This window comes from Paenibacillus sp. TCA20, from assembly GCF_000732325.1.
Lineage (GTDB): Bacteria > Bacillota > Bacilli > Paenibacillales > Paenibacillaceae > Paenibacillus > Paenibacillus urinalis.
In genome coordinates, this window is record NZ_BBIW01000003.1 from 196,278 (window position 1) to 214,069 (window position 17,792).

Genomic DNA, 17,792 nt, shown 5'->3' on the forward strand with positions numbered 1-17,792 from the left:
AGTTTCAATCACATACATTTCATCAATTGAAATGGGACAAGCGATTCGTCGGCAATACGTTAATTATGTATGAGGACTATCCAACAGCAATCGTCAGCATCGAAGGAATTGAGTATATGGCAGAGCTCAAGTCACTTCTTGTGCATGAGTTGTTTCATGGATTCCAGTATCTTTGCGAGGAGAAAAGGTTCCCAGATGAGCTATTGGGTTTAACGTACCCTCTAGTTGAGGAGAACGTGGAGCTAAGAAGTTGGGAAAGGCAGTGTCTTTCTCATGCGCTGGAGGCAAGTGATACACAAATAAGGGATGCCCATTTATCCCATTTTTTTCAGATTCGAAGTAGGAGAAAAGAGCTGCTGGGTACATATTTTACATATGAGACAAGGGTGGAGACGATAGAGGGGCCTGCTTATTATGTGGAACTGAAGGCGTATGCCGAAGAGTCAGCACAATCATTGCGAGCTATACTGAATCCGTTTAGACAAGAATTGATAAATTCTAATGCCGCTGTACTTCATTTAAGAAAAAGCTGCTACTACTCGGGCTTGTGGATGTGCTTACTACTCGATGAGTTCTCGGAACGATGGCAGGAGGATTTTTCACATTCGGAGGATGATTTGTACGAATTTCTAAGATCTCATGTCCATCCGGTAGAGAAAAGTGAAATAAAGGAAGTTAAAGTAAGTGAAGAGACGGAGGCAACTATAGAAAATGTTAAAGCACACAGAAAGGCTGCCTTCGAGCTGTTTGAAGAGAATATAGGATTCCATGTAATTATTGAAGGAGATCTAGCCGTGAGGAGCATTGATCCGCAAAATATAGATGCACTGCCTGGCAGGCTTCTTCATCATAATTATATTAAAGTTGCATTTGGCACCGACGAATTTTTGATACAGCAGCCTATTGTTTCTTATTACGAGACCGATCTCTGGCAGGCATCAAAACTCTATGTGATTGTAGAAGCAAGACCTGTAATCTGCGAGGATAAAGTAATACTGGATGGAATCGGTGAGATCAAGGGAGTACATAAATGTAAAGAAGAGGGCAATATTTTTCAATTGCACGTGTAAACGAAATTGATGACACGAGTCAAGGGTTCTATAGTTCGTATGAGAAAAAAGAAGAAAACCCTTGATATTCAAGGGTTTTCAGTGATGATCTGTAGTGGGCTCGAACCACTGACCCCTACCCTGTCAAGATAGTGCTCTCCCAGCTGAGCTAACAGATCATGGAATATCTATAAAAAAGGAATAAATTTATATTATCAGGCTTAATAAGCAATGTCAATCCCTGTCCTATGTTTAATTTTCCCTGAAATGAGCAACCTGAATAGGATGAAAATTACAACAAGAGGATGGGGTTCCATGAACAGAAGAGTGACTCGTAGTATAGCCATACTTACGATCTGCGGATTTATATTAACCAACATAACAGGATGCACCTTAACTCCTTCACAAGAAACAATTAACCTGCAGCTGATCGAGCCAGCTGAATCCGATCTGCCCGTAATAGATGAGGTATATCGAAGATCTGTAGGGGATGAGGTTTATTCCAAGCCATCAAATGAAGAAACATTTTTACCGTAGGATAGGTACACATGCTTGCTTTAATTATCCATATCGAATACAGACTATACGATCACTGCTGCTGTAGTGTATAATGGTTTGGATTTTTGCATTTTTGGATAGTAAGAGGGGGAGACGTATGCCAGCCGAGATTATTAATGTTACCACACAAGAACAGCTTGAAGCTGGGCTGAACATTCGCAAAACGGTGTTCGTAGAGGAACAGAACGTTCCAGTAGAAGAGGAAATTGACCAATATGATGTTCTGAGTCCGGATGCACACCATATTCTAATTCAGGATGGACAAGAGATGGTCGCAACCGGCCGCTTGATATATTATAAAAAAGATACTGCCAAGCTGCAAAGAATTGCTGTCCTGAAGCCTTATCGGGTTAACGGATATGGTCGTGTGCTGATTATGGCGCTTGAAGAAAGAGCTAAAGAGTTGGGATTAGCCTACTCATTATTAGATGCACAATGTCAGGCAGAAGGCTTCTATAAGAAGCTCGGATATGAAGTAATCTCGGACGAGCCTTTCTATGATGCAGGTATACTGCACGTACGGATGCAGAAAAAGCTCTAAGTGAAAATGTTATCTTTCATAAGAAGTCAACTTATTGGGCACAATCATAGTGTCGGAGATCAGGTCATCCTGAGTCCGAGCAGGTTACAAACTATGGCTGCAAAAAAGGAGTGTATGTTCTTATGGAAAATAACACACGCGAGCAATTTGTTGCCGTTCAGAAAAACGGAGACGGGGATTTAACCGCATTTAAGACATCAACGGGCCGAGTGCTTGATTATAATCAAGCGTTGAATGAGATTCAAACCGGCTCCATCGCAGGAGTTAATGTATTCAAAGCAAAAGATGGCTCCCTTCGTATTCGCGGAGATGCCGATGGAGATCCGACGAATAATTTGGATCAACTGCCTATCTTTCAATAAAAATCCTGATCGTTTGTTATATCTCTAATGTTATCAAAGGGAAGCCCAAATGCTGGGCTTCCCTTTTTATTTGCTTTTTTATAATTGACTATGTCCATTGGCAGAACATAGTTTAGTCTTTACACCTTCAGCGGAATTTTTTGGATCCCGAACGACTTTTGCGGAGCAACCGGAGAGAGGGAGCCGAAAAATGGAGCGCCTGAGAGGGAGCCAAAAAATGGAGCGCCTGACTTTTGCGGAGCAACCGGAGAGAGGGAGCCAAAAAATGGAGCGCCTGAGAGGGAGCCAAAAAATGGCGCCAAAATGGGCGTCAAATCACTCTCTTATGCACCTTCTCCGCAAATCCCCATACAATGCATTACCAGGCACGAAGCTGCAGATGAACATGCCTTAAACACCTACGAAAGAAGGGAAAGCACCCATGGCAAAGGGGAAGGGCAGTAAAGGCGGGTCAAGCAAGGAAAAGGTGCGGACAAGTATGAAGCTGGTGACGTCCGAGGTGTGTGAAGTCTGTAAAACACCGTGTGAACGCGGAATGGCATACGCTGAGCGCATGCGGGAACCGGGAGCTGTAGGGAAGGGCGTCCCTTGTATCTTGACCAAGCCTAAAGTTTAGGCCCAAATGCCATGCACCGGGCCCTTTCAAGGAACGGTGCATGGTAAACCGAGCATAGAAGAAGTCGACAAATACATATTTCGTAATTTTTTCTGAAAAATTTTCCAAACGTACCGCAACTTGTTCTCAAGGATGAAGTATAAATAGACATACTATATTCTCATTGCTGGAGGGGAACAAGAGCTTATGAAGTGGAAAAGAACGCTTGCCCTTGCGATTGTGTTCTCGCTCTTGGGCAGCGGATCCATGTTGTTTGCTGACTCAGTTACCGAACGAATTCGTGTCATTATTAATGGGCAAGAGGTAAGCGGTGGTGGTTATTTTATAAATGGAACGACATATGCTCCTGTCCGCGAGATTAGTGGGCTTGCTTCATGGGACTCAGGAAATGGCAAGGTTACAATCACCAAGCCAAACGTGCACATCACTTTGTTCAAAGGTGAGACGGTGTTCGGGAATGTCAATGTAGGTAAATTAAAGTTTAACGTGTTAAGTCAGGTTGATAGTCTGGATGGTAAAATTTCCGAGGTTAAAGTTGCCATTACCGCCCCCTCCGGAAATGTGAAGAATATACAATCCGAGAAGCTGGGCAGCGGCTCAAAGGATAATTTTTGGTTCAGAACGAATGATTTTACTTATGATTTTAAAAAAAGCGGGAATTATAAAGTAGGGTTCTATATGAAACCGTCAGGCAGTAATTCGTTCTTCCTTGTTTCGGAAAAAGTGATTACAGCATTGGATTAGAGTTTCATTGATTTTGTCCCGTAATAGTGTTACGATACGTCCGTATGATTACAAGTGCGACCGTAGTATGATGTTACAAATGCCTATCGTATGATTACAATATAAATATAAAAGTGAGGTATTCTCATGAGCGATCACAATCATGTTCACGATGAACATTGCAACCATGACCACGATCATGAACACGAAATGGCTGTTCTTACCCTGACAGACGAGAATGGTGCAGAGGTCGAAATGATCCTGGCGCAAACTTTTGATGTAGACGGCAAAGAGTATGCGGTACTGCTCGAGCGGGATAACCCTGAAGCGGACGGATTGATTCTTCGTCTTGAAGAAGAGAACGAAGAAGTTGCACTGTATCAAATCGAAGATGAAGAAGAGTGGAACCGCGTTGAAGCAGCTTTCAACGAAATGGTCGAGAACGAGTAATCGACGCCATCTTCTCAACAGACGAAAAGACCAGACAAGTTGTCTGGTCTTTTCTGTTGCGCTAAAGCGGCATGTATTAAAAAATAGGCTCTGCTTCGACGATCACTTTGACATTCTGAATCGTCCGGTCCTCGGGTCCCTTAACAGGTAGACCGACCTCGACATGCTCAACGATGTAGTCGATATTATCCTGAGAAATGACCTCACCCGGAAGCAGAATCGGTATACCTGGTGGATACACATAAATAAATTCGGCAATAATGCGACCCTCCGATTCCTTGAATGGAATCACCTCGGTGTCACCATAGAAAGCCTCGCGCGGTGTCAGCATCAGCTGCGGAATTTCCGGAATCTTGACGACAAGCTCATTAGCTTGATTCACATTATAATAGGTGTTCGACAGCTCCTGAAGTGCACTAAGCAGTGTATTGACAGTGTCATCATTATCGCCTGGTGTGATCAGGCAGAGAATGTTGTACATATCACTCATTTCCACTTCAATGTTGAAATGCTTGCGAAGCCAGTTCTCTGTATCATAGCCGGTGAGCCCCAGATGGCGAACATGAATGGTAACCTTGGTTGGGTCGTAGCTATAGGTTGCTTCTCCGCCCAGTATTTCTTCGCCGAAGCAGTACAGCCCTTCGATATCATTAATTGCCCGGCGGGCATACTCTGCAAGGTCAATGGCTTTCTGAGCCATGCTGTGTCCATGGAGTGCAAGATTACGTCTTGCTGTATCCAGTGAAGACAACAAAATATAAGATGTAGAAGTTGTAGTCAGCATACTGATAATCGTCTGTACCCGCTCTGGATTAACGAATCCGTTCTTGGTATTCAGGTTCAGGACCGAGCTTTGCGTCATCGAACCGCCTAATTTGTGTACACTCGTAGAGGCTAGATCTGCACCAGCTTCCATAGCAGACATAGGAAGATCCTCATGGAAATGAATCAGTACACCATGCGCCTCATCCACAAGAACGGGCACTTGGTAACTGTGAGCCAGCTCTACAATCTCCTTCAAATTCGCACAAACACCGAAATACGTTGGATTAATGACGAGCACACCCTTCGCATCAGGATGGCGTTCCAGTGCGCGGCGTACCGAACCAACTGTAATTCCGTGATCAATACCGAGATTTTCGTCACTGACCGGAGAGATAAAGATAGGTTTGGCTCCGGAGAAGATGATGGCAGACATGACCGATTTATGCACATTCCGCGGCACGATAATCTTCTCGCCAGGTCCGCATACGGACAAGATCATGGTCATAATCGCACTGCTTGTCCCCTGTACACTAAAGTAGGTATAGTCTGCCCCGAAAGCATCGGCAGCCAGCATTTGTGCTTCTCTAATTACTCCAGTCGGTTGATGCAAATCGTCAAGTGGCGCGATATTGATCAAATCTATGGAAAGGGCATTATCCCCAATGAATTCGCGAAACTCTGAGTCCGTTCCAAGTCCTTTTTTGTGACCAGGGATGTGAAACTGTACCGGATTGTTAGCCGCGTGGTTCTTAAGTGCTGTAAAGAGCGGCGTACGACGGTGATCCATGGATGCTGTCACAACCTTTCATTATTAAGAATAATCAAACCTAGATGAGTATAGCAAAATGAAAAGGGAATGAAAATGGATTTTTTATGATCTGGCATTTTATTTGTAAATTATGGCATTTTTAAGATTTAAAATGACATTTTGTACAAGGGCAGCAGGGCTGTGAAAGTCTCTTCTATGGTCTTGCCAAACTTCTGGCCGTCCAAGAGGATCGGATCATTCTTGTCGATACGAAGTCCGCATAAAACCTCGGATTTCTTCACATTTTTGAGTCGCTCCGCCATACGCTGGAAATCTTCCTTCGTCATGTCTTCGTGATGGGTTCCTTCCGGGATCATATGGTCGGTAGACCAATAGAAATGTTTGGGTATATTCTGCGCTACTTCTTCAAACTGACGGGACAAAGCTTCAGCGAACACTTCTTTATTGCTGCTCTCATATATGATGGCGAAGATCACAAACGCGTGTGTCCCGAACATTCCAACTTGGAAATGGGGGTATACCTTATATCCTCTTTTATTGTTGGCTATTGCAACCCAGGTATCGTTCGGTGGATTCACCTTTCGACGGGCATGCTTCGCAACGTGGACAAACATATCTTCACCGCACAGTTCGCGGAGGAATGGTGCTGAGGCCGCCCCAATGACCTCAAGCTTCGGCCGAACCCGTTCAATCAGCAGCTCCATGCGCGGCTCCAATCCGGGTACTTCAAATACTTCAAAATCCGCTTCATTTAATGAGGGATATGTGAGTTGTGACATTATAAGTAATCCTCCTTATTAGGTAAGCATGAACCTAAACACTATCCAATATAATAGTATACACAATATTACGCGACTCATTATAACACAGGAGTACCCGCTTCCCCTCGCTTGAAGTTTGTACATTTGCTGGATAGTTGATGAAGATTATCGGGTGAAAAAATAGTCAAACGACTAAGTACGCTTCCCTTGAAGTCAGTATAAAATAGGGTAAGCCGACTTATGGTGGAGCGAAGAATGGCAAGGATACCAAGGCGGCAAGTCTCATTTCTAAATAAGTAAGATTCGGATCACATGATCGTAAAAGAATGGAGGAGGAAGTGCCATGAACAAGAGCTATGAAGTGGAATACTGCAATTTAGAGCTCCGGTTTAGCCGCCTTCGTATCCAACAGCTCATTAAGGATCTCATTCAGGAAGGGTATTCGCTATATTGGAGCGAGGATGAGGATTACTTTATTTTGTCCATACGTACAGGCCGCAAATTGGTAAAACTGAAATTTCAGCAAATGAGAACTGGTGATTATAAGTTGATTGGTGACTATATCATCAAGGATGCAAAGCTTGCAGAATATATGGAGAAATTGATCGGAGACACGAGAGGGCATGCTGTCGTTCGCAGATTCAAGGATCATATTATCGTTATAGAAAATATTTTGTTCGGTGAGGTCATTAGGCTCGTCGAAGTGTCAGGCTTCAAGCAGAAGGTGATCTATCAGAAGGGACCGGCGCCAACGCTCGAGGAAATGGAAGAGATGTTCACCTCGACGGAGGGGGAATTGAGACTTACCCTGCTGCGGATGGAGATTGACGATGAGCTGGAACGGCTGTATGAGGCCATCGGTGCTAGTGATACAACAAAGGCAGACAAATGCCGCGCCAAGCTTCATCAAATGCAGGATCGAATGCTGATGCTTGAATGGTAAGGCTGCCACAACTATATAAGGTAAGAGCAGAGAGTTTGAGCATTTAATGAACACCTCGTGAACAGAGGTGTTTTACCCTTGTTTTGAAGGCCCCGCCATTTTACTTCCAAAACTAAACACGATAGAATAGGGGTATTGTTGAAGCGCCCTTCATTTTATTACATAGATAAAGGACTGCAGACGTCATGCTTCCTCTTGAAGGCGATCGACAGTGGAGTCAAAAAAAACGAAGCAAAGGATGGAGATAGAGTGGCAAAACAACAAATTGGTGTTATCGGCCTCGCCGTTATGGGCAAGAATCTGGCCTTGAATATTGAAAGTAAAGGCTTCTCAGTTTCTGTATTCAATCGTTCCCCGGAGAAAACGCAAGATCTTCTAAAAGAAGCTGACGGCAAAAACTTAGTAGGAACGTTCTCTATAGAAGAATTCGTACAATCTTTGGAATCTCCTCGTAAAATATTGATTATGGTACAAGCTGGTCCTGCGACAGACGCGACCATTGAGCAGCTGGTTCCGCATCTGGACCAAGGCGATATTATTATCGACGGAGGAAATGCTTACTTCCCTGATACACAACGCCGCAGCAAGGAGCTTGAAGAAAAAGGCTTCCGCTTCATCGGTGCAGGGGTTTCCGGTGGTGAAGAGGGCGCTCTGAAAGGTCCATCCATTATGCCTGGTGGACAAGAAAGTGCTTATGAGCTTGTGAAACCGATTCTGACTTCGATTGCAGCTCAAGTGAACGGCGAGCCTTGCACAACTTACATCGGTCCTGACGGTGCAGGACATTATGTGAAAATGGTGCATAACGGTATCGAGTACGGCGATATGCAGCTAATCGGAGAAGCCTACCATCTGCTCAAGGATGTGCTTGGACTGAACGCTGAACAATTTCACGAAATATTCAGCGAGTGGAACAAAGGGGAGCTCGACAGCTACCTGATCGAAATTACAGCAGATATCTTCTCGAAATATGATGAAGAGACAGGCAAGCCTATGGTAGATGTGATTCTCGATGCTGCGGGTCAAAAAGGTACAGGTAAATGGACAAGCCAAAGTGCCCTGGATCTTGGCGTGCCTCTGTCCATGATTACAGAATCCGTATTCTCCCGTTTCCTGTCTGCGATGAAGGAAGAGCGTATTGCTGCAAGCAAAGTGCTGAGTGGTCCGAAGACAGAAGCATTCACAGGCGACAAAGCGGAGTTTATTGAGAATGTTCGCAAAGCCCTGTTTGCAAGTAAAATCGTATCCTATGCCCAAGGCTTCGCCCAAATGCGTGCTGCTTCTGACGAGTACGGCTGGAACCTGAAATACGGCAATATCGCAATGATCTTCCGCGGTGGCTGTATTATTCGTTCCCAGTTCCTGCAGAACATTAAAGATGCTTATGACAAGGATGCCGAGCTGAAGAATCTGCTCCTCGATCCATATTTCAAAAATGTGGTTGAATCCTATCAGGATGCATGGCGTAAAGTCATCTCCGTAGCTGTTGCAAATGGTATTCCGGTACCTGGTTTTGCAAGCGCCCTGTCTTATTATGACAGCTATCGTACGGAAAGACTCCCAGCCAACCTCCTGCAAGCACAGCGTGACTATTTCGGTGCTCACACCTTCAAGCGAGTGGATAAAGAAGGTACATTCCATTACAACTGGATGGGGAACTAAGAATCCTTCCGTATTAATCAGGTAAAGAGTCCTGAGCGGTTTTGGTGATATAGGTTATGAACTGTGTTCTTCATAGAGGCCGAACAGTGCTTCCTTAAGACACTTCTTTAACCTCTCCTGTGTGCAGTGATGGGAAGCATGCTCATCCAGCAGCAGCAGGGAAGCTTCACTGAAATACTGGAAGCTCTGGATAAGACGTGGCTTTGGAAGATCTACGAGAAGTGGATCCTCCGAAGCCACTTTTTGTTGTACATAATGAAGCACGAACAGCACATCATCTCTACAGATGACATGACCTGTCTGGAAAATCCGAGCGATTCGGCTGGGCGAGGGCTTTTTGACAGCTGCTTCGAGGCTTGTTGTAATTTGAATGGTGTTCACACTCCCTACAGGTATGCTATAGACAACTCATTACTATCATGAGTACGTGATAGGATGTCCTTTTATGACTTCTTGGCGGATGATTTTATCTGTGATATGTTTAAATGAAAAATAGCGACTGATAGTTCTATTAAAGGGGTGGCAAAGGTCTTTGAGCAGGAGTAATAAAAATATCGTCCTTATCGGGATGATGGGTACAGGTAAAACAACAGTATCTAGTCTGTTGGCGGATAGGCTGGGGTATAAGCTTGTTGATATTGATGCAGAAATAGAGGCACAGGAAGAATGCCCGATCCCGGTGCTGTTTGAACAAAAGGGAGAAACGTATTTTCGTGAGGTAGAAACAAGCGTATTGCTACGCGTTCTTGACGAATCTTCACAAATTATCTCCACAGGCGGTGGTTCCGTGCTGAAGCCGCTCAATTGTGACGCAATGAAGAAGGCAGGGTGGGTGGTTGCTCTTACTGCGAGCGCAGAAGCGATTATAAGACGGGTTTCTGCCAATCGTGATCGTCCGTTGTTAGCAGGAAATGTGGAAGAGCGTGTACATCAGATCATGCAGGAGCGCGAGTCGAAGTATTCTTTTGCAGATCTAACAGTGGATACATCAGAGATGGAACCGGAAGAGGTTGTTCATTATATTTTAGCGCATCACCGCGTTTAAGCTGTTGTGCTTTTAAGGTGTGTTGTTGTATGATAAGTAAAAAAAGGACAGGCATGAATGCCTGCCCCTTCGTTGATTAGCCTTCTTGTTCGTTCCAGGCAATCATTCCGCCGACCAGGTTAGTGCAGCCATTATAGCCTTGCTGAGCCAAATACTCACAGGCTCTTTCACTGCGATAGCCGCTGCGGCAGATGAAGATAATTTCGCCCGTATTCTCAATCTCAGAGAGTCGGTCCGGAATCTGACCGAGCGGAATATGCTTAGCTCCGGAGATCATGCCGGCTGCGACCTCTTCGTCTTCACGGACATCAATCATCTGTAGAGCTTCACCGGATTGAAGCCGGGCTTGCAGCTCGGAAGGTGTAATTTCAGGTACTTGGTTCATAAGGTAGAAACCTCTCTTCTATATAATTTAACGATAGGCAAGTTCATGAATGTACAACAATTCAATGATAACGAAGACAGATGGAGCATGTCAATTTGTTGATGGATTCCACACTCGATATATTCTTTCATAAAAAAGGAGCTATGACACGATGGACGTTCTAGTAAACAACACCCCTTCACTCGCCGGAGAGATTAATGCACTTTCCTCCAAAAACTATACGACCCGCTATTTGCTGGTAGGTGCGCTTGCAGAAGGAACCAGCACGATTTACTATCCGGCTCACAGTGAGGACAGTGATGCGATGCGCCGCTGTATACAGGAGCTGGGGGCTGAGCTGATTGAGGATGAGGAGAAAATAACGATCACTGGCTTTGGTGCCTCCCCAAGGCATGTTTCTGAGCTTAATGTAGGCAACGCAGGGGCAGTTCTGAGGTTCCTTATGGGTATCGCAGCACTTGGTGAAGAAATTCATTTTGTGAATACATACCCCGAATCACTCGGGAAACGTCCGCATCAGGATTTAATTGATGCACTTGAGCAGCTTGGCGTGGAAGTGGAGCACCAGGATGGAAGACTGCCGATCACGATTCGCGGAGGGAAGCCTCAAGGCGGAGCCATTCGGGTATCAGGTTCTGTAAGCTCCCAATATTTGAGTGCATTACTGTTCCTGACACCGCTATTGCCTAAGGACAGCACGATTGAAGTTCTGGGAGATTTGAAGTCCAAGGTCGTTGTTGGACAGACGCTGGAGGTTCTCGAGCAGGCAGGCATCACCATTCATGCAGATGAGGATTATATGCACTTCACAGTGCCTGGCGGACAAAAGTACAAGCCTGCTGAGTACACGGTGCAGGGAGATTATCCGGGTTCGGCCGCCATACTGGCTGCTGCAGCAGTTACGAATTCTGAGGTTACGGTAACAAGATTAATGGAAGAGAGTAAACAGGGAGAGCGCGCGATTGTTGATGTGCTTCGTATGATGGAGGTTCCCCTCACGCATGAGAACAATATCGTCACCATCAAGGGCAATGGCATATTGAAGGCCGTGGAGTTTGATGGCGATGCTGCAACCGATGCCGTGCTTGCTATGGTTGCCGCTGCTGTATTTGCAGAAGGAACATCCCGCTTCTATAATGTTGAGAATTTAAGATATAAGGAATGTGACCGGATTACAGATTATTTGACTGAGCTGGCCAAAACCGGAGCGAAGGTAGAAGAGAAACAAGCCGAGATTATTGTACATGGAAGACCGGAAGGTGTAGAGGGCGGAGTAGAAATCAATGCCCATTATGATCATCGGGTTATTATGGCCCTAACGATTGTTGGGCTTCGCGCTAAGCAGCCGATTCGCATTAAGGATGCTCATCATGTAGCCAAATCCTATCCGGGTTATTTTGACCATTTGCAGACGCTTGGCGCTAACGTAGAATGGGTATAATATAGAATCAATTTCATAATACCTTTGGCTACCTATGAAATTGATTCACGATAGAAATGTAATGAATGAATCTGTTTTTACGAGAGGAGCGAATGCTCAAATGACTTTTACTAATCCTTCACGTGAAGAGATCAAAGAAATTTTGGCTTCTGCTGGCAATATCGCGGTCGTTGGCTTGTCTGACAAACCGGACCGCACCTCTTATATGGTGTCGCAGGCGATGCAATCCAGAGGTTATCGAATCATACCCGTAAATCCTGGAGCGGATACCATCTTGGGAGAGAAAAGCTACCCTGATTTGAAGAGTGTTCCTGAGCCTGTCGATATCGTCAATGTGTTCCGCCGCAGTGAATACTGTGCGGATGTGGCAAGAGAGGCGGCAGAGATCGGGGCCAAGGTATTGTGGCTGCAATTAGGCATTGTTAACGAAGAAGCAGCGCAGATCGGCGAAGAGCATGGAATGACGGTGATTATGGACCGCTGCATTAAAGTAGAGGATTCCATTCTGCAGCCCAGAACTATATAAGTGAATTCGAAATAAGGCTGTTACCACAAACAAGACTGTGGGGACAGCCTTTTTCATATACATTATTCAAGTGTTGAATCCATTCAAAGAGTCTTGCAGGTTATGAAATCGATTCAAGTTTATTCTCATTTTGACAAAAGGACGCCTAACGCTTACCATCAATGATAGAAAGGAGAGGATCGCCATGAATTGGCTCGGTTCCTTGCAGCAGCTTGGAAGAGCTGTCATGCTTCCGACGATGGTACTGCCTGCAGCGGCGATTCTGCTAAGCATAGGCAGTCTTCCTTGGGAATCATGGGGATTTGAAAGTATAAGCGGTATAGCTACCGTCGCAGGACAGAGCCTGTTTTATTTTTTACCTTATCTGTTTGCTGTCGGTGTCGCGCTCGGACTGTCCAATCAGGCGGGTCAAGCAGGACTTGCAGCGCTTGCAGGCATGATTATTTATGACCAAGTCGTAAGCCATTTCGGTAACGGGGCTGTTCAGCCCGCATCTCTGATCGGAATTATACTCGGCGCAATCGCCGGGTTTACTCATAACCGTTTCAAAAGCATCAAACTACCGGAAATATTGCAGTTTTTTGGTGGATCCCGATTTGTTCTACTGATTGTGGGATTGTTCTCCGCCTTGTTCTCCTGCATTATGCTCGGCTTAGCTCCTCTATTGCAGCAGCTGTTGGATTTGATTGCTTCCATGGAATACAGCCTCGGCGGTTTCGGGCTGTTCTTGTACGGTATTCTCTATCGGGTGCTTGTCGCATTCGGGCTGCATCATCTGCTTAATAATGTATTCTGGTTTCAGCTGGGGTCATACGAGACACCGGAAGGACAGATTATGACTGGAGATTTGCCGCGGTTTTTTGCCGGGGATCCTTCAGCAGGCTATTTTATGTCGGGATTGTTCCCGATAATGATGTTCGCCATTCCTGCTATTGCATTTGCCATTATTCAGGAAGCACGGGAAGATTTGAAGCCCAAGATACATAAGACCTTCATGACTTCTGCGCTCGTTTGTTTTCTAACAGGGGTGTCGGAGCAGATCGAGTTTGCCTTTTTGTTTGCAGCTCCCTATCTGTTTTTTGTACACGCCGTTCTGTCAGGGCTCGCCTTATGGATCAGCTATGTACTTGAAATAAGACATGGGTTTTCTTATTCGGCAGGTGTTATTGATTACATACTGAATTTCCATTTGTCTGAAAATGCACTCTTATTGATTCCAATCGGGATCATATATGGCCTGGTATATTACTTTTTATTCCGGTGGGCCATCCGCAGATTCCAGATCCCGACCCCGGGACGCGAGGAAGGCTCTGTGCTTGAGGACTGGGCAGGCAGTATACCATATCAAGCACCGCTTATTGTGGAGGCGCTTGGAGGGAAGGCCAATATTGTTCAGGTTGAGGCATGTATTACACGACTTCGGCTGACTGTGCATAATGACCGTCTTATCGACAGCAGCGCGATGAAGGCACTTGGCTCAGCCGGTCTTATTAAGCTCGGCGCAGGCAACGTGCAGGTCGTCTTCGGCACCTACTCTGAGTTAATTCGTGAAGAAATTGCCAAGCTGCTGGAGCGTGATTTGCCGCAAGTGCTGTTTAGCAGTCCTGTACAAGGGAAGATGCTCCCCATTGAAGAGGTGCCTGACAAAATATTTGCAGGCAAGCTGGTAGGGGACGGTGTCGCTTTTGAGCCGGAGAATGGAGAATTGCTGTCACCGGTGTACGGGACGGTCATGCATTTATATCCGACTATGCATGCAATTGGAATTCAAACCCCGGAGGGACTTGAGGTTCTGCTTCATATCGGCATTGATACCTCACAGCTTAAGGGGAATTTTGAAGCTGTTGTCAGCGAAGGAGATACGGTAGAGCCAGGTCAGCTGCTCATTCGCTTTAACTATGCTGCCTTACTCAAGGAAGCGCCGTCTCTCGTTACTCCGATGGTCATTACCAACCCGGATCGTGTGAAGTCATGGAGTTATGCACCGTTTAAGCACGTTAGAAAAGGCCAGGCATCTGTCATGTCGGTCGTACTATATGAAGATAGGAACGTTGGAGGGGTAGAAGCATGATACAAGGCATCTCAGGAGCGGCTGGTGTAGCCATCGGCAAAGCATTTGTTCTTCCAAGCTGGGAGTGGGATTTACCGGATCAGAAGATGGACGCTGTAGACCTGGCTCGGGAGTTCGAACGGCTGTACGAGGGGATTAAAACATCCCGTGATGAGATTCAGCATATTAAGCAGGAATTCAATGAAGTGGTGGGTCCCGAGGAATCGAGCATTTTTGATGCTCACTTGGCCATATTAGAAGACCCGGTGTTCATGAATGAAATTCAGGGGATTATTGAACGCCAATATAAAGCGGCTGAGGTCGCTGTAAAGGAAGCGATTGACCACTTTGTCACGATGTTTGACCTCTTGGATGATGAATATATGAAGGAACGGGCACTGGACATCAAGGATGTAGGAAACCGTCTCTTGAAGCATTTATTGGGTGCTCCAGAGATTACACTTCCTCTGGATACACAGCCCTATATTCTGGTAGCGAACGAGCTGTCTCCATCCCAATTGGCGCACTTGAATCCCAATTATGTGCTTGGTATCGTGACGCTGATCGGCGGCAAGACCTCGCATTCCGCAATTATGGCTAGAGCTCTCGGAATCCCCATGGTATCAGGCCTTGAGAATAGTGTTAATCTTCCGGTTCAAACAGGGGATGTTCTCGTTATTAATGGCGATGAAGGAATAGTGTATGTTAATCCGGATTCCCTCATCATCGAGAAATATACGGAAATCCGTGATCAGCAGCTGCGGAAGAAGGAGCAGCTTCAAGTTCTGGCGGAGGTGGATGCTGTCACCAAGGACGGAACACAGCTGAATCTGGCCGCCAACATCAGCTCTGTCAAAGAGCTGGACATGTCGCTTCGATCCGGGGCTAAGGGGGTCGGCCTATTCCGTACGGAGTTCTTATATATGGATCGTCATTCATTCCCTAGTGAAGAGGAGCAATATGAAGTATACCGGCATGTAGTGGAGAAGACAGGCGGGAATGCTGTAGTTATACGTACACTCGATATTGGCGGGGATAAACAGCTTGATTATTTCCCTCTTCCCGAGGAAGACAATCCTTTCCTTGGATACCGGGCGATCCGAATCAGCCTGGAGCTCAAGGATCTGTTCAAGACGCAGCTGACGGCTATTTTGCGGGCAAGCGTACATGGCAAAGTGAAGATCATGTATCCAATGATTTCATCACTCGATGAGATTAGGGAAGCGAATCAGATCTTGAATGAAGTAAAGGCAAGCCTGTCGGAGCGAGGAATCTCTTATGACCCCAACATTGAAGTAGGGATTATGATTGAAGTGCCGGCTGCCGTAGTTATCGCCGATCTGCTGGCCAGAGAGGTGGATTTCTTCAGCATTGGAACTAATGATCTTGTACAGTATGTTCTGGCTGTTGATCGCATGAATGAACAAATTGCCCACTTATATCAACCGTTCCACCCTTCTGTATTAAGACTTCTACGTATGACGGCAGAGGCTGCGCATGCAGCAGGAATTAGTGTCAGTGTCTGTGGAGAACTGGCCGGTGATGAAAGGGCGGTTCCGATCTGGCTGGCGCTGGGCATTCACAATTTGAGCATGTCTCCTCAATCTCTACTGAGAGTGAAGCACCGTGTGCTGAATACGGAAGCAGCGAAGGCTGTAACCGTGGCGAAATCTTGTCTAACCATGTCGACCGGTAAAGAAATTGAGGCAGAGCTGGAGAAGTATAAACGGAATTCGACACAAAGCACTTCATTGTCTTAATTTGACAGACAAGCTTCTGTAATACATGACAATGCAATATAAATAAGCATTAATCTGTACCAAAAAGAGGATGAACCGAGGCGGGCTGCCTGAATTCATCCTCTTTGTCATTCATATAAATATCAGGATTCATCTGCGAGCAGATCACAGAAGGCTTTGCCGTATGGCGGCAAGTCAGGTGGTCTGCGAGCGGAAACAATGTTTCCATCAATGACCACAGGCTCGTCCTTCCAGATCGCACCTGCATTCTCCATATCATCACGGATTCCTGGTGTTGAAGTGACCGTCACACCCTGCAATATCTTGGCAGAGATCAATACCCAGCCGGCATGACAGATCTGACCAATGATCTTGTGATCCCGATGCATTTCCTGAATAAGCTCTATGACCTTAGGATATCTCCGCAGCTTATCCGGTGCCCAGCCGCCGGGAACGAGTATACCGTCGTAGTCTTGACTATTCAGCTCGTCGAAACTGTATTCAGCCTTGGCCGGGACACCGTACTTGCCTACATAGGTCTTGTCTTTTACTTCTCCGGCAAGATGAACCTCGGCGCCTTCTTCACGCACCCGATGAACAGGGTACCATAATTCCAAATCTTCAAACTCTTCATCCACCAGTGCAATGACTTTTTTACCTGCTAATCTCATGTATTTGTAACACTCCTTCCTAACCGTATACAGTGCCATTGTAACTGAAATGACACGTGAATCCAAATTCGCTGTAGGCTAAGAGAAATAGTTACGCTATGGAAAATAGTACATCCCTCATAGGGAAGGATTTATGCTACATTAGTCGAAGTAAAGTAGTAAAAAAGATGAGATGAAGTCGAAAAAACTTGAATATTGAGATTGGAACAGATAGGTGGGGTTAGGGTTATGCGCAGATGGTGCAAATGTAAATTGACAATGAACTTGGAGCTCCGAAGCGTAATCTATGCTAAGAGAGTAGAGATTAGAGATGTCCCCGTATTTTCCTGCATGACATGTTCAACTTATGAAGTCCTTAAGCCTGTTAAACCCGATTTGGTTCAGCTGATCGGCAGCTTAACTCCCGGAAGTGAATATGCCTCCGTTTCCTTTGCAGATTCGAATGAAGTTGCCAAGCTGATTACAGAACTATTAGAGCATCATCCTGATATCGACATTGATGCCATGGGCAAAGAGATTGAACAAGCCAAGCAGGAGAGGATCAACCTGCTATTAGATTTGTATCAGTATGCGCTGAGTGCCGGCGATGAACATTGGATGAATGATGTGGAGCGAAGACTTGAACAGCTCTCTCAATTTCGGTGGGAGGAGCATTTTTCAGAGGCAGGCTGATGATACAGTACCAAATCTTATGAAAATTGGCTTTTCGACTCGTTTTTTGTTAATATATTGGGAG

21 protein-coding genes and 1 tRNA gene are annotated in these 17,792 nt (G+C 45.6%); 16 read left to right on the plus strand and 6 right to left on the minus strand.

The window, feature by feature from the left end; translation table 11 throughout:
* Positions 1–116 precede the first annotated feature (116 nt).
* Positions 117–1,070, plus strand: a complete 954-nt coding sequence (locus TCA2_RS07185) for a hypothetical protein (protein ID WP_205052600.1) — start codon at positions 117–119, stop codon at positions 1,068–1,070.
* A gap of 85 nt (positions 1,071–1,155) precedes the next feature.
* On the opposite strand, the gene TCA2_RS07190 is transcribed toward TCA2_RS07185, so the two are convergent.
* Positions 1,156–1,228: transfer RNA gene (locus TCA2_RS07190), tRNA-Val, on the minus strand.
* A 136-nt stretch (positions 1,229–1,364) separates the two neighbouring features.
* On the opposite strand from TCA2_RS07190, the gene TCA2_RS07195 reads away from it, so the two are divergent.
* From TCA2_RS07195 to TCA2_RS07225, 7 genes are all read left to right on the plus strand, one after another.
* Positions 1,365–1,586, plus strand: coding sequence for a hypothetical protein (locus TCA2_RS07195; protein ID WP_047910908.1), 222 nt, complete (start codon positions 1,365–1,367; stop codon positions 1,584–1,586).
* 118 nt (positions 1,587–1,704) lie between these two features.
* A complete protein-coding gene (locus TCA2_RS07200; protein ID WP_047910909.1) occupies positions 1,705–2,148 on the plus strand; it encodes a GNAT family N-acetyltransferase in 444 nt (147 codons plus the stop codon).
* A gap of 122 nt (positions 2,149–2,270) precedes the next feature.
* The gene (locus TCA2_RS07205; RefSeq protein WP_047910910.1) at positions 2,271–2,510 is read left to right on the plus strand and encodes a DUF3892 domain-containing protein; all 240 of its coding nucleotides are present in this window, start codon (positions 2,271–2,273) and stop codon (positions 2,508–2,510) included.
* Between the two features lie 190 nt (positions 2,511–2,700).
* Positions 2,701–2,904 (plus strand): hypothetical protein, encoded by a 204-nt coding sequence (locus TCA2_RS27525; RefSeq protein WP_047910911.1) that lies wholly within the window; start codon positions 2,701–2,703, stop codon positions 2,902–2,904.
* A gap of 27 nt (positions 2,905–2,931) precedes the next feature.
* The gene (locus TCA2_RS07215; RefSeq protein WP_047910912.1) at positions 2,932–3,126 is read left to right on the plus strand and encodes a hypothetical protein; all 195 of its coding nucleotides are present in this window, start codon (positions 2,932–2,934) and stop codon (positions 3,124–3,126) included.
* A 186-nt stretch (positions 3,127–3,312) separates the two neighbouring features.
* Positions 3,313–3,870, plus strand: coding sequence for a copper amine oxidase (locus TCA2_RS07220; protein ID WP_047910913.1), 558 nt, complete (start codon positions 3,313–3,315; stop codon positions 3,868–3,870).
* Between the two features lie 126 nt (positions 3,871–3,996).
* The gene (locus TCA2_RS07225; protein ID WP_047910914.1) at positions 3,997–4,299 is read left to right on the plus strand and encodes a DUF1292 domain-containing protein; all 303 of its coding nucleotides are present in this window, start codon (positions 3,997–3,999) and stop codon (positions 4,297–4,299) included.
* A 76-nt stretch (positions 4,300–4,375) separates the two neighbouring features.
* Here the strand turns inward: TCA2_RS07225 and TCA2_RS07230 are convergent, their stop codons facing one another.
* Together TCA2_RS07230 and TCA2_RS07235 are read right to left on the minus strand one after the other, a co-directional pair.
* Positions 4,376–5,851 (minus strand): aminotransferase class I/II-fold pyridoxal phosphate-dependent enzyme, encoded by a 1,476-nt coding sequence (locus TCA2_RS07230; protein ID WP_047910915.1) that lies wholly within the window; start codon positions 5,849–5,851, stop codon positions 4,376–4,378.
* Between the two features lie 128 nt (positions 5,852–5,979).
* Positions 5,980–6,612 (minus strand): YktB family protein, encoded by a 633-nt coding sequence (locus TCA2_RS07235; RefSeq protein ID WP_047910916.1) that lies wholly within the window; start codon positions 6,610–6,612, stop codon positions 5,980–5,982.
* A 325-nt stretch (positions 6,613–6,937) separates the two neighbouring features.
* Between TCA2_RS07235 and TCA2_RS07240 the strand changes: the two genes are divergently transcribed.
* Together TCA2_RS07240 and gndA are read left to right on the plus strand one after the other, a co-directional pair.
* Positions 6,938–7,537 (plus strand): hypothetical protein, encoded by a 600-nt coding sequence (locus tag TCA2_RS07240; RefSeq protein WP_047910917.1) that lies wholly within the window; start codon positions 6,938–6,940, stop codon positions 7,535–7,537.
* 249 nt (positions 7,538–7,786) lie between these two features.
* Positions 7,787–9,199: an NADP-dependent phosphogluconate dehydrogenase gene (gndA, locus tag TCA2_RS07245; RefSeq protein ID WP_047910918.1), complete on the plus strand. Its 1,413-nt coding sequence runs from the start codon at positions 7,787–7,789 to the stop codon at positions 9,197–9,199.
* 54 nt (positions 9,200–9,253) lie between these two features.
* On the opposite strand, the gene TCA2_RS07250 is transcribed toward gndA, so the two are convergent.
* Positions 9,254–9,580, minus strand: coding sequence for a hypothetical protein (locus tag TCA2_RS07250; protein WP_081872300.1), 327 nt, complete (start codon positions 9,578–9,580; stop codon positions 9,254–9,256).
* A gap of 151 nt (positions 9,581–9,731) precedes the next feature.
* Between TCA2_RS07250 and TCA2_RS07255 the strand changes: the two genes are divergently transcribed.
* Complete coding sequence (locus TCA2_RS07255; RefSeq protein WP_238546316.1) at positions 9,732–10,244, plus strand: shikimate kinase; 513 nt, start codon at positions 9,732–9,734, stop codon at positions 10,242–10,244.
* Positions 10,245–10,320: 76 nt separating this feature from the next.
* On the opposite strand, the gene TCA2_RS07260 is transcribed toward TCA2_RS07255, so the two are convergent.
* Positions 10,321–10,629 carry a rhodanese-like domain-containing protein gene (locus TCA2_RS07260; protein ID WP_047910919.1) on the minus strand — a complete coding sequence of 103 codons (309 nt, stop codon included), beginning with the start codon at positions 10,627–10,629 and terminating at the stop codon, positions 10,321–10,323.
* Between the two features lie 151 nt (positions 10,630–10,780).
* On the opposite strand from TCA2_RS07260, the gene aroA reads away from it, so the two are divergent.
* From aroA to ptsP, 4 genes are all read left to right on the plus strand, one after another.
* Positions 10,781–12,070: a 3-phosphoshikimate 1-carboxyvinyltransferase gene (aroA, locus tag TCA2_RS07265; protein WP_047910920.1), complete on the plus strand. Its 1,290-nt coding sequence runs from the start codon at positions 10,781–10,783 to the stop codon at positions 12,068–12,070.
* Between the two features lie 100 nt (positions 12,071–12,170).
* Positions 12,171–12,596, plus strand: a complete 426-nt coding sequence (locus TCA2_RS07270) for a CoA-binding protein (RefSeq protein ID WP_047910921.1) — start codon at positions 12,171–12,173, stop codon at positions 12,594–12,596.
* A 184-nt stretch (positions 12,597–12,780) separates the two neighbouring features.
* Positions 12,781–14,667 carry a glucose PTS transporter subunit IIA gene (locus TCA2_RS07275; protein ID WP_047910922.1) on the plus strand — a complete coding sequence of 629 codons (1,887 nt, stop codon included), beginning with the start codon at positions 12,781–12,783 and terminating at the stop codon, positions 14,665–14,667.
* On the plus strand, positions 14,664–16,406 hold the full coding sequence (gene ptsP / locus TCA2_RS07280; RefSeq protein WP_047910923.1) for a phosphoenolpyruvate--protein phosphotransferase: 1,743 nt from the start codon (positions 14,664–14,666) through the stop codon (positions 16,404–16,406). The genes TCA2_RS07275 and ptsP overlap by 4 nt, the downstream gene beginning before the upstream one ends.
* A gap of 122 nt (positions 16,407–16,528) precedes the next feature.
* Here ptsP and TCA2_RS07285 read toward each other — a convergent pair whose 3' ends face one another.
* Entirely contained in the window at positions 16,529–17,056 is a 528-nt protein-coding gene (locus tag TCA2_RS07285; RefSeq protein ID WP_047910924.1) for a type 1 glutamine amidotransferase domain-containing protein, read from the minus strand.
* A gap of 228 nt (positions 17,057–17,284) precedes the next feature.
* Here TCA2_RS07285 and TCA2_RS07290 point away from each other — a divergent pair, with 228 nt between their 5' ends.
* Positions 17,285–17,728 carry a hypothetical protein gene (locus TCA2_RS07290; RefSeq protein WP_047910925.1) on the plus strand — a complete coding sequence of 148 codons (444 nt, stop codon included), beginning with the start codon at positions 17,285–17,287 and terminating at the stop codon, positions 17,726–17,728.
* The last annotated feature ends 64 nt before the right edge of the window (positions 17,729–17,792 follow it).

Excerpts from the sequence above, each read along its gene's own strand:
- TCA2_RS07185 (WP_205052600.1), top strand. The coding sequence starts at position 117 with ATGGCAGAGCTCAAGTCACTTCTTGTGCATGAGTTGTTTCATGGATTC.
- TCA2_RS07195 (WP_047910908.1), top strand. The coding sequence starts at position 1,365 with ATGAACAGAAGAGTGACTCGTAGTATAGCCATACTTACGATCTGCGGA.
- TCA2_RS07200 (WP_047910909.1), top strand. The coding sequence starts at position 1,705 with ATGCCAGCCGAGATTATTAATGTTACCACACAAGAACAGCTTGAAGCT.
- TCA2_RS07205 (WP_047910910.1), top strand. The coding sequence starts at position 2,271 with ATGGAAAATAACACACGCGAGCAATTTGTTGCCGTTCAGAAAAACGGA.
- TCA2_RS27525 (WP_047910911.1), top strand. The coding sequence starts at position 2,701 with ATGGAGCGCCTGAGAGGGAGCCAAAAAATGGAGCGCCTGACTTTTGCG.
- TCA2_RS07215 (WP_047910912.1), top strand. The coding sequence starts at position 2,932 with ATGGCAAAGGGGAAGGGCAGTAAAGGCGGGTCAAGCAAGGAAAAGGTG.
- TCA2_RS07220 (WP_047910913.1), top strand. The coding sequence starts at position 3,313 with ATGAAGTGGAAAAGAACGCTTGCCCTTGCGATTGTGTTCTCGCTCTTG.
- TCA2_RS07225 (WP_047910914.1), top strand. The coding sequence starts at position 3,997 with ATGAGCGATCACAATCATGTTCACGATGAACATTGCAACCATGACCAC.
- TCA2_RS07230 (WP_047910915.1), bottom strand. The coding sequence starts at position 5,851 with ATGGATCACCGTCGTACGCCGCTCTTTACAGCACTTAAGAACCACGCG.
- TCA2_RS07235 (WP_047910916.1), bottom strand. The coding sequence starts at position 6,612 with ATGTCACAACTCACATATCCCTCATTAAATGAAGCGGATTTTGAAGTA.
- TCA2_RS07240 (WP_047910917.1), top strand. The coding sequence starts at position 6,938 with ATGAACAAGAGCTATGAAGTGGAATACTGCAATTTAGAGCTCCGGTTT.
- TCA2_RS07260 (WP_047910919.1), bottom strand. The coding sequence starts at position 10,629 with ATGAACCAAGTACCTGAAATTACACCTTCCGAGCTGCAAGCCCGGCTT.
- aroA (WP_047910920.1), top strand. The coding sequence starts at position 10,781 with ATGGACGTTCTAGTAAACAACACCCCTTCACTCGCCGGAGAGATTAAT.
- TCA2_RS07270 (WP_047910921.1), top strand. The coding sequence starts at position 12,171 with ATGACTTTTACTAATCCTTCACGTGAAGAGATCAAAGAAATTTTGGCT.
- TCA2_RS07275 (WP_047910922.1), top strand. The coding sequence starts at position 12,781 with ATGAATTGGCTCGGTTCCTTGCAGCAGCTTGGAAGAGCTGTCATGCTT.
- ptsP (WP_047910923.1), top strand. The coding sequence starts at position 14,664 with ATGATACAAGGCATCTCAGGAGCGGCTGGTGTAGCCATCGGCAAAGCA.
- TCA2_RS07285 (WP_047910924.1), bottom strand. The coding sequence starts at position 17,056 with ATGAGATTAGCAGGTAAAAAAGTCATTGCACTGGTGGATGAAGAGTTT.
- TCA2_RS07290 (WP_047910925.1), top strand. The coding sequence starts at position 17,285 with ATGCGCAGATGGTGCAAATGTAAATTGACAATGAACTTGGAGCTCCGA.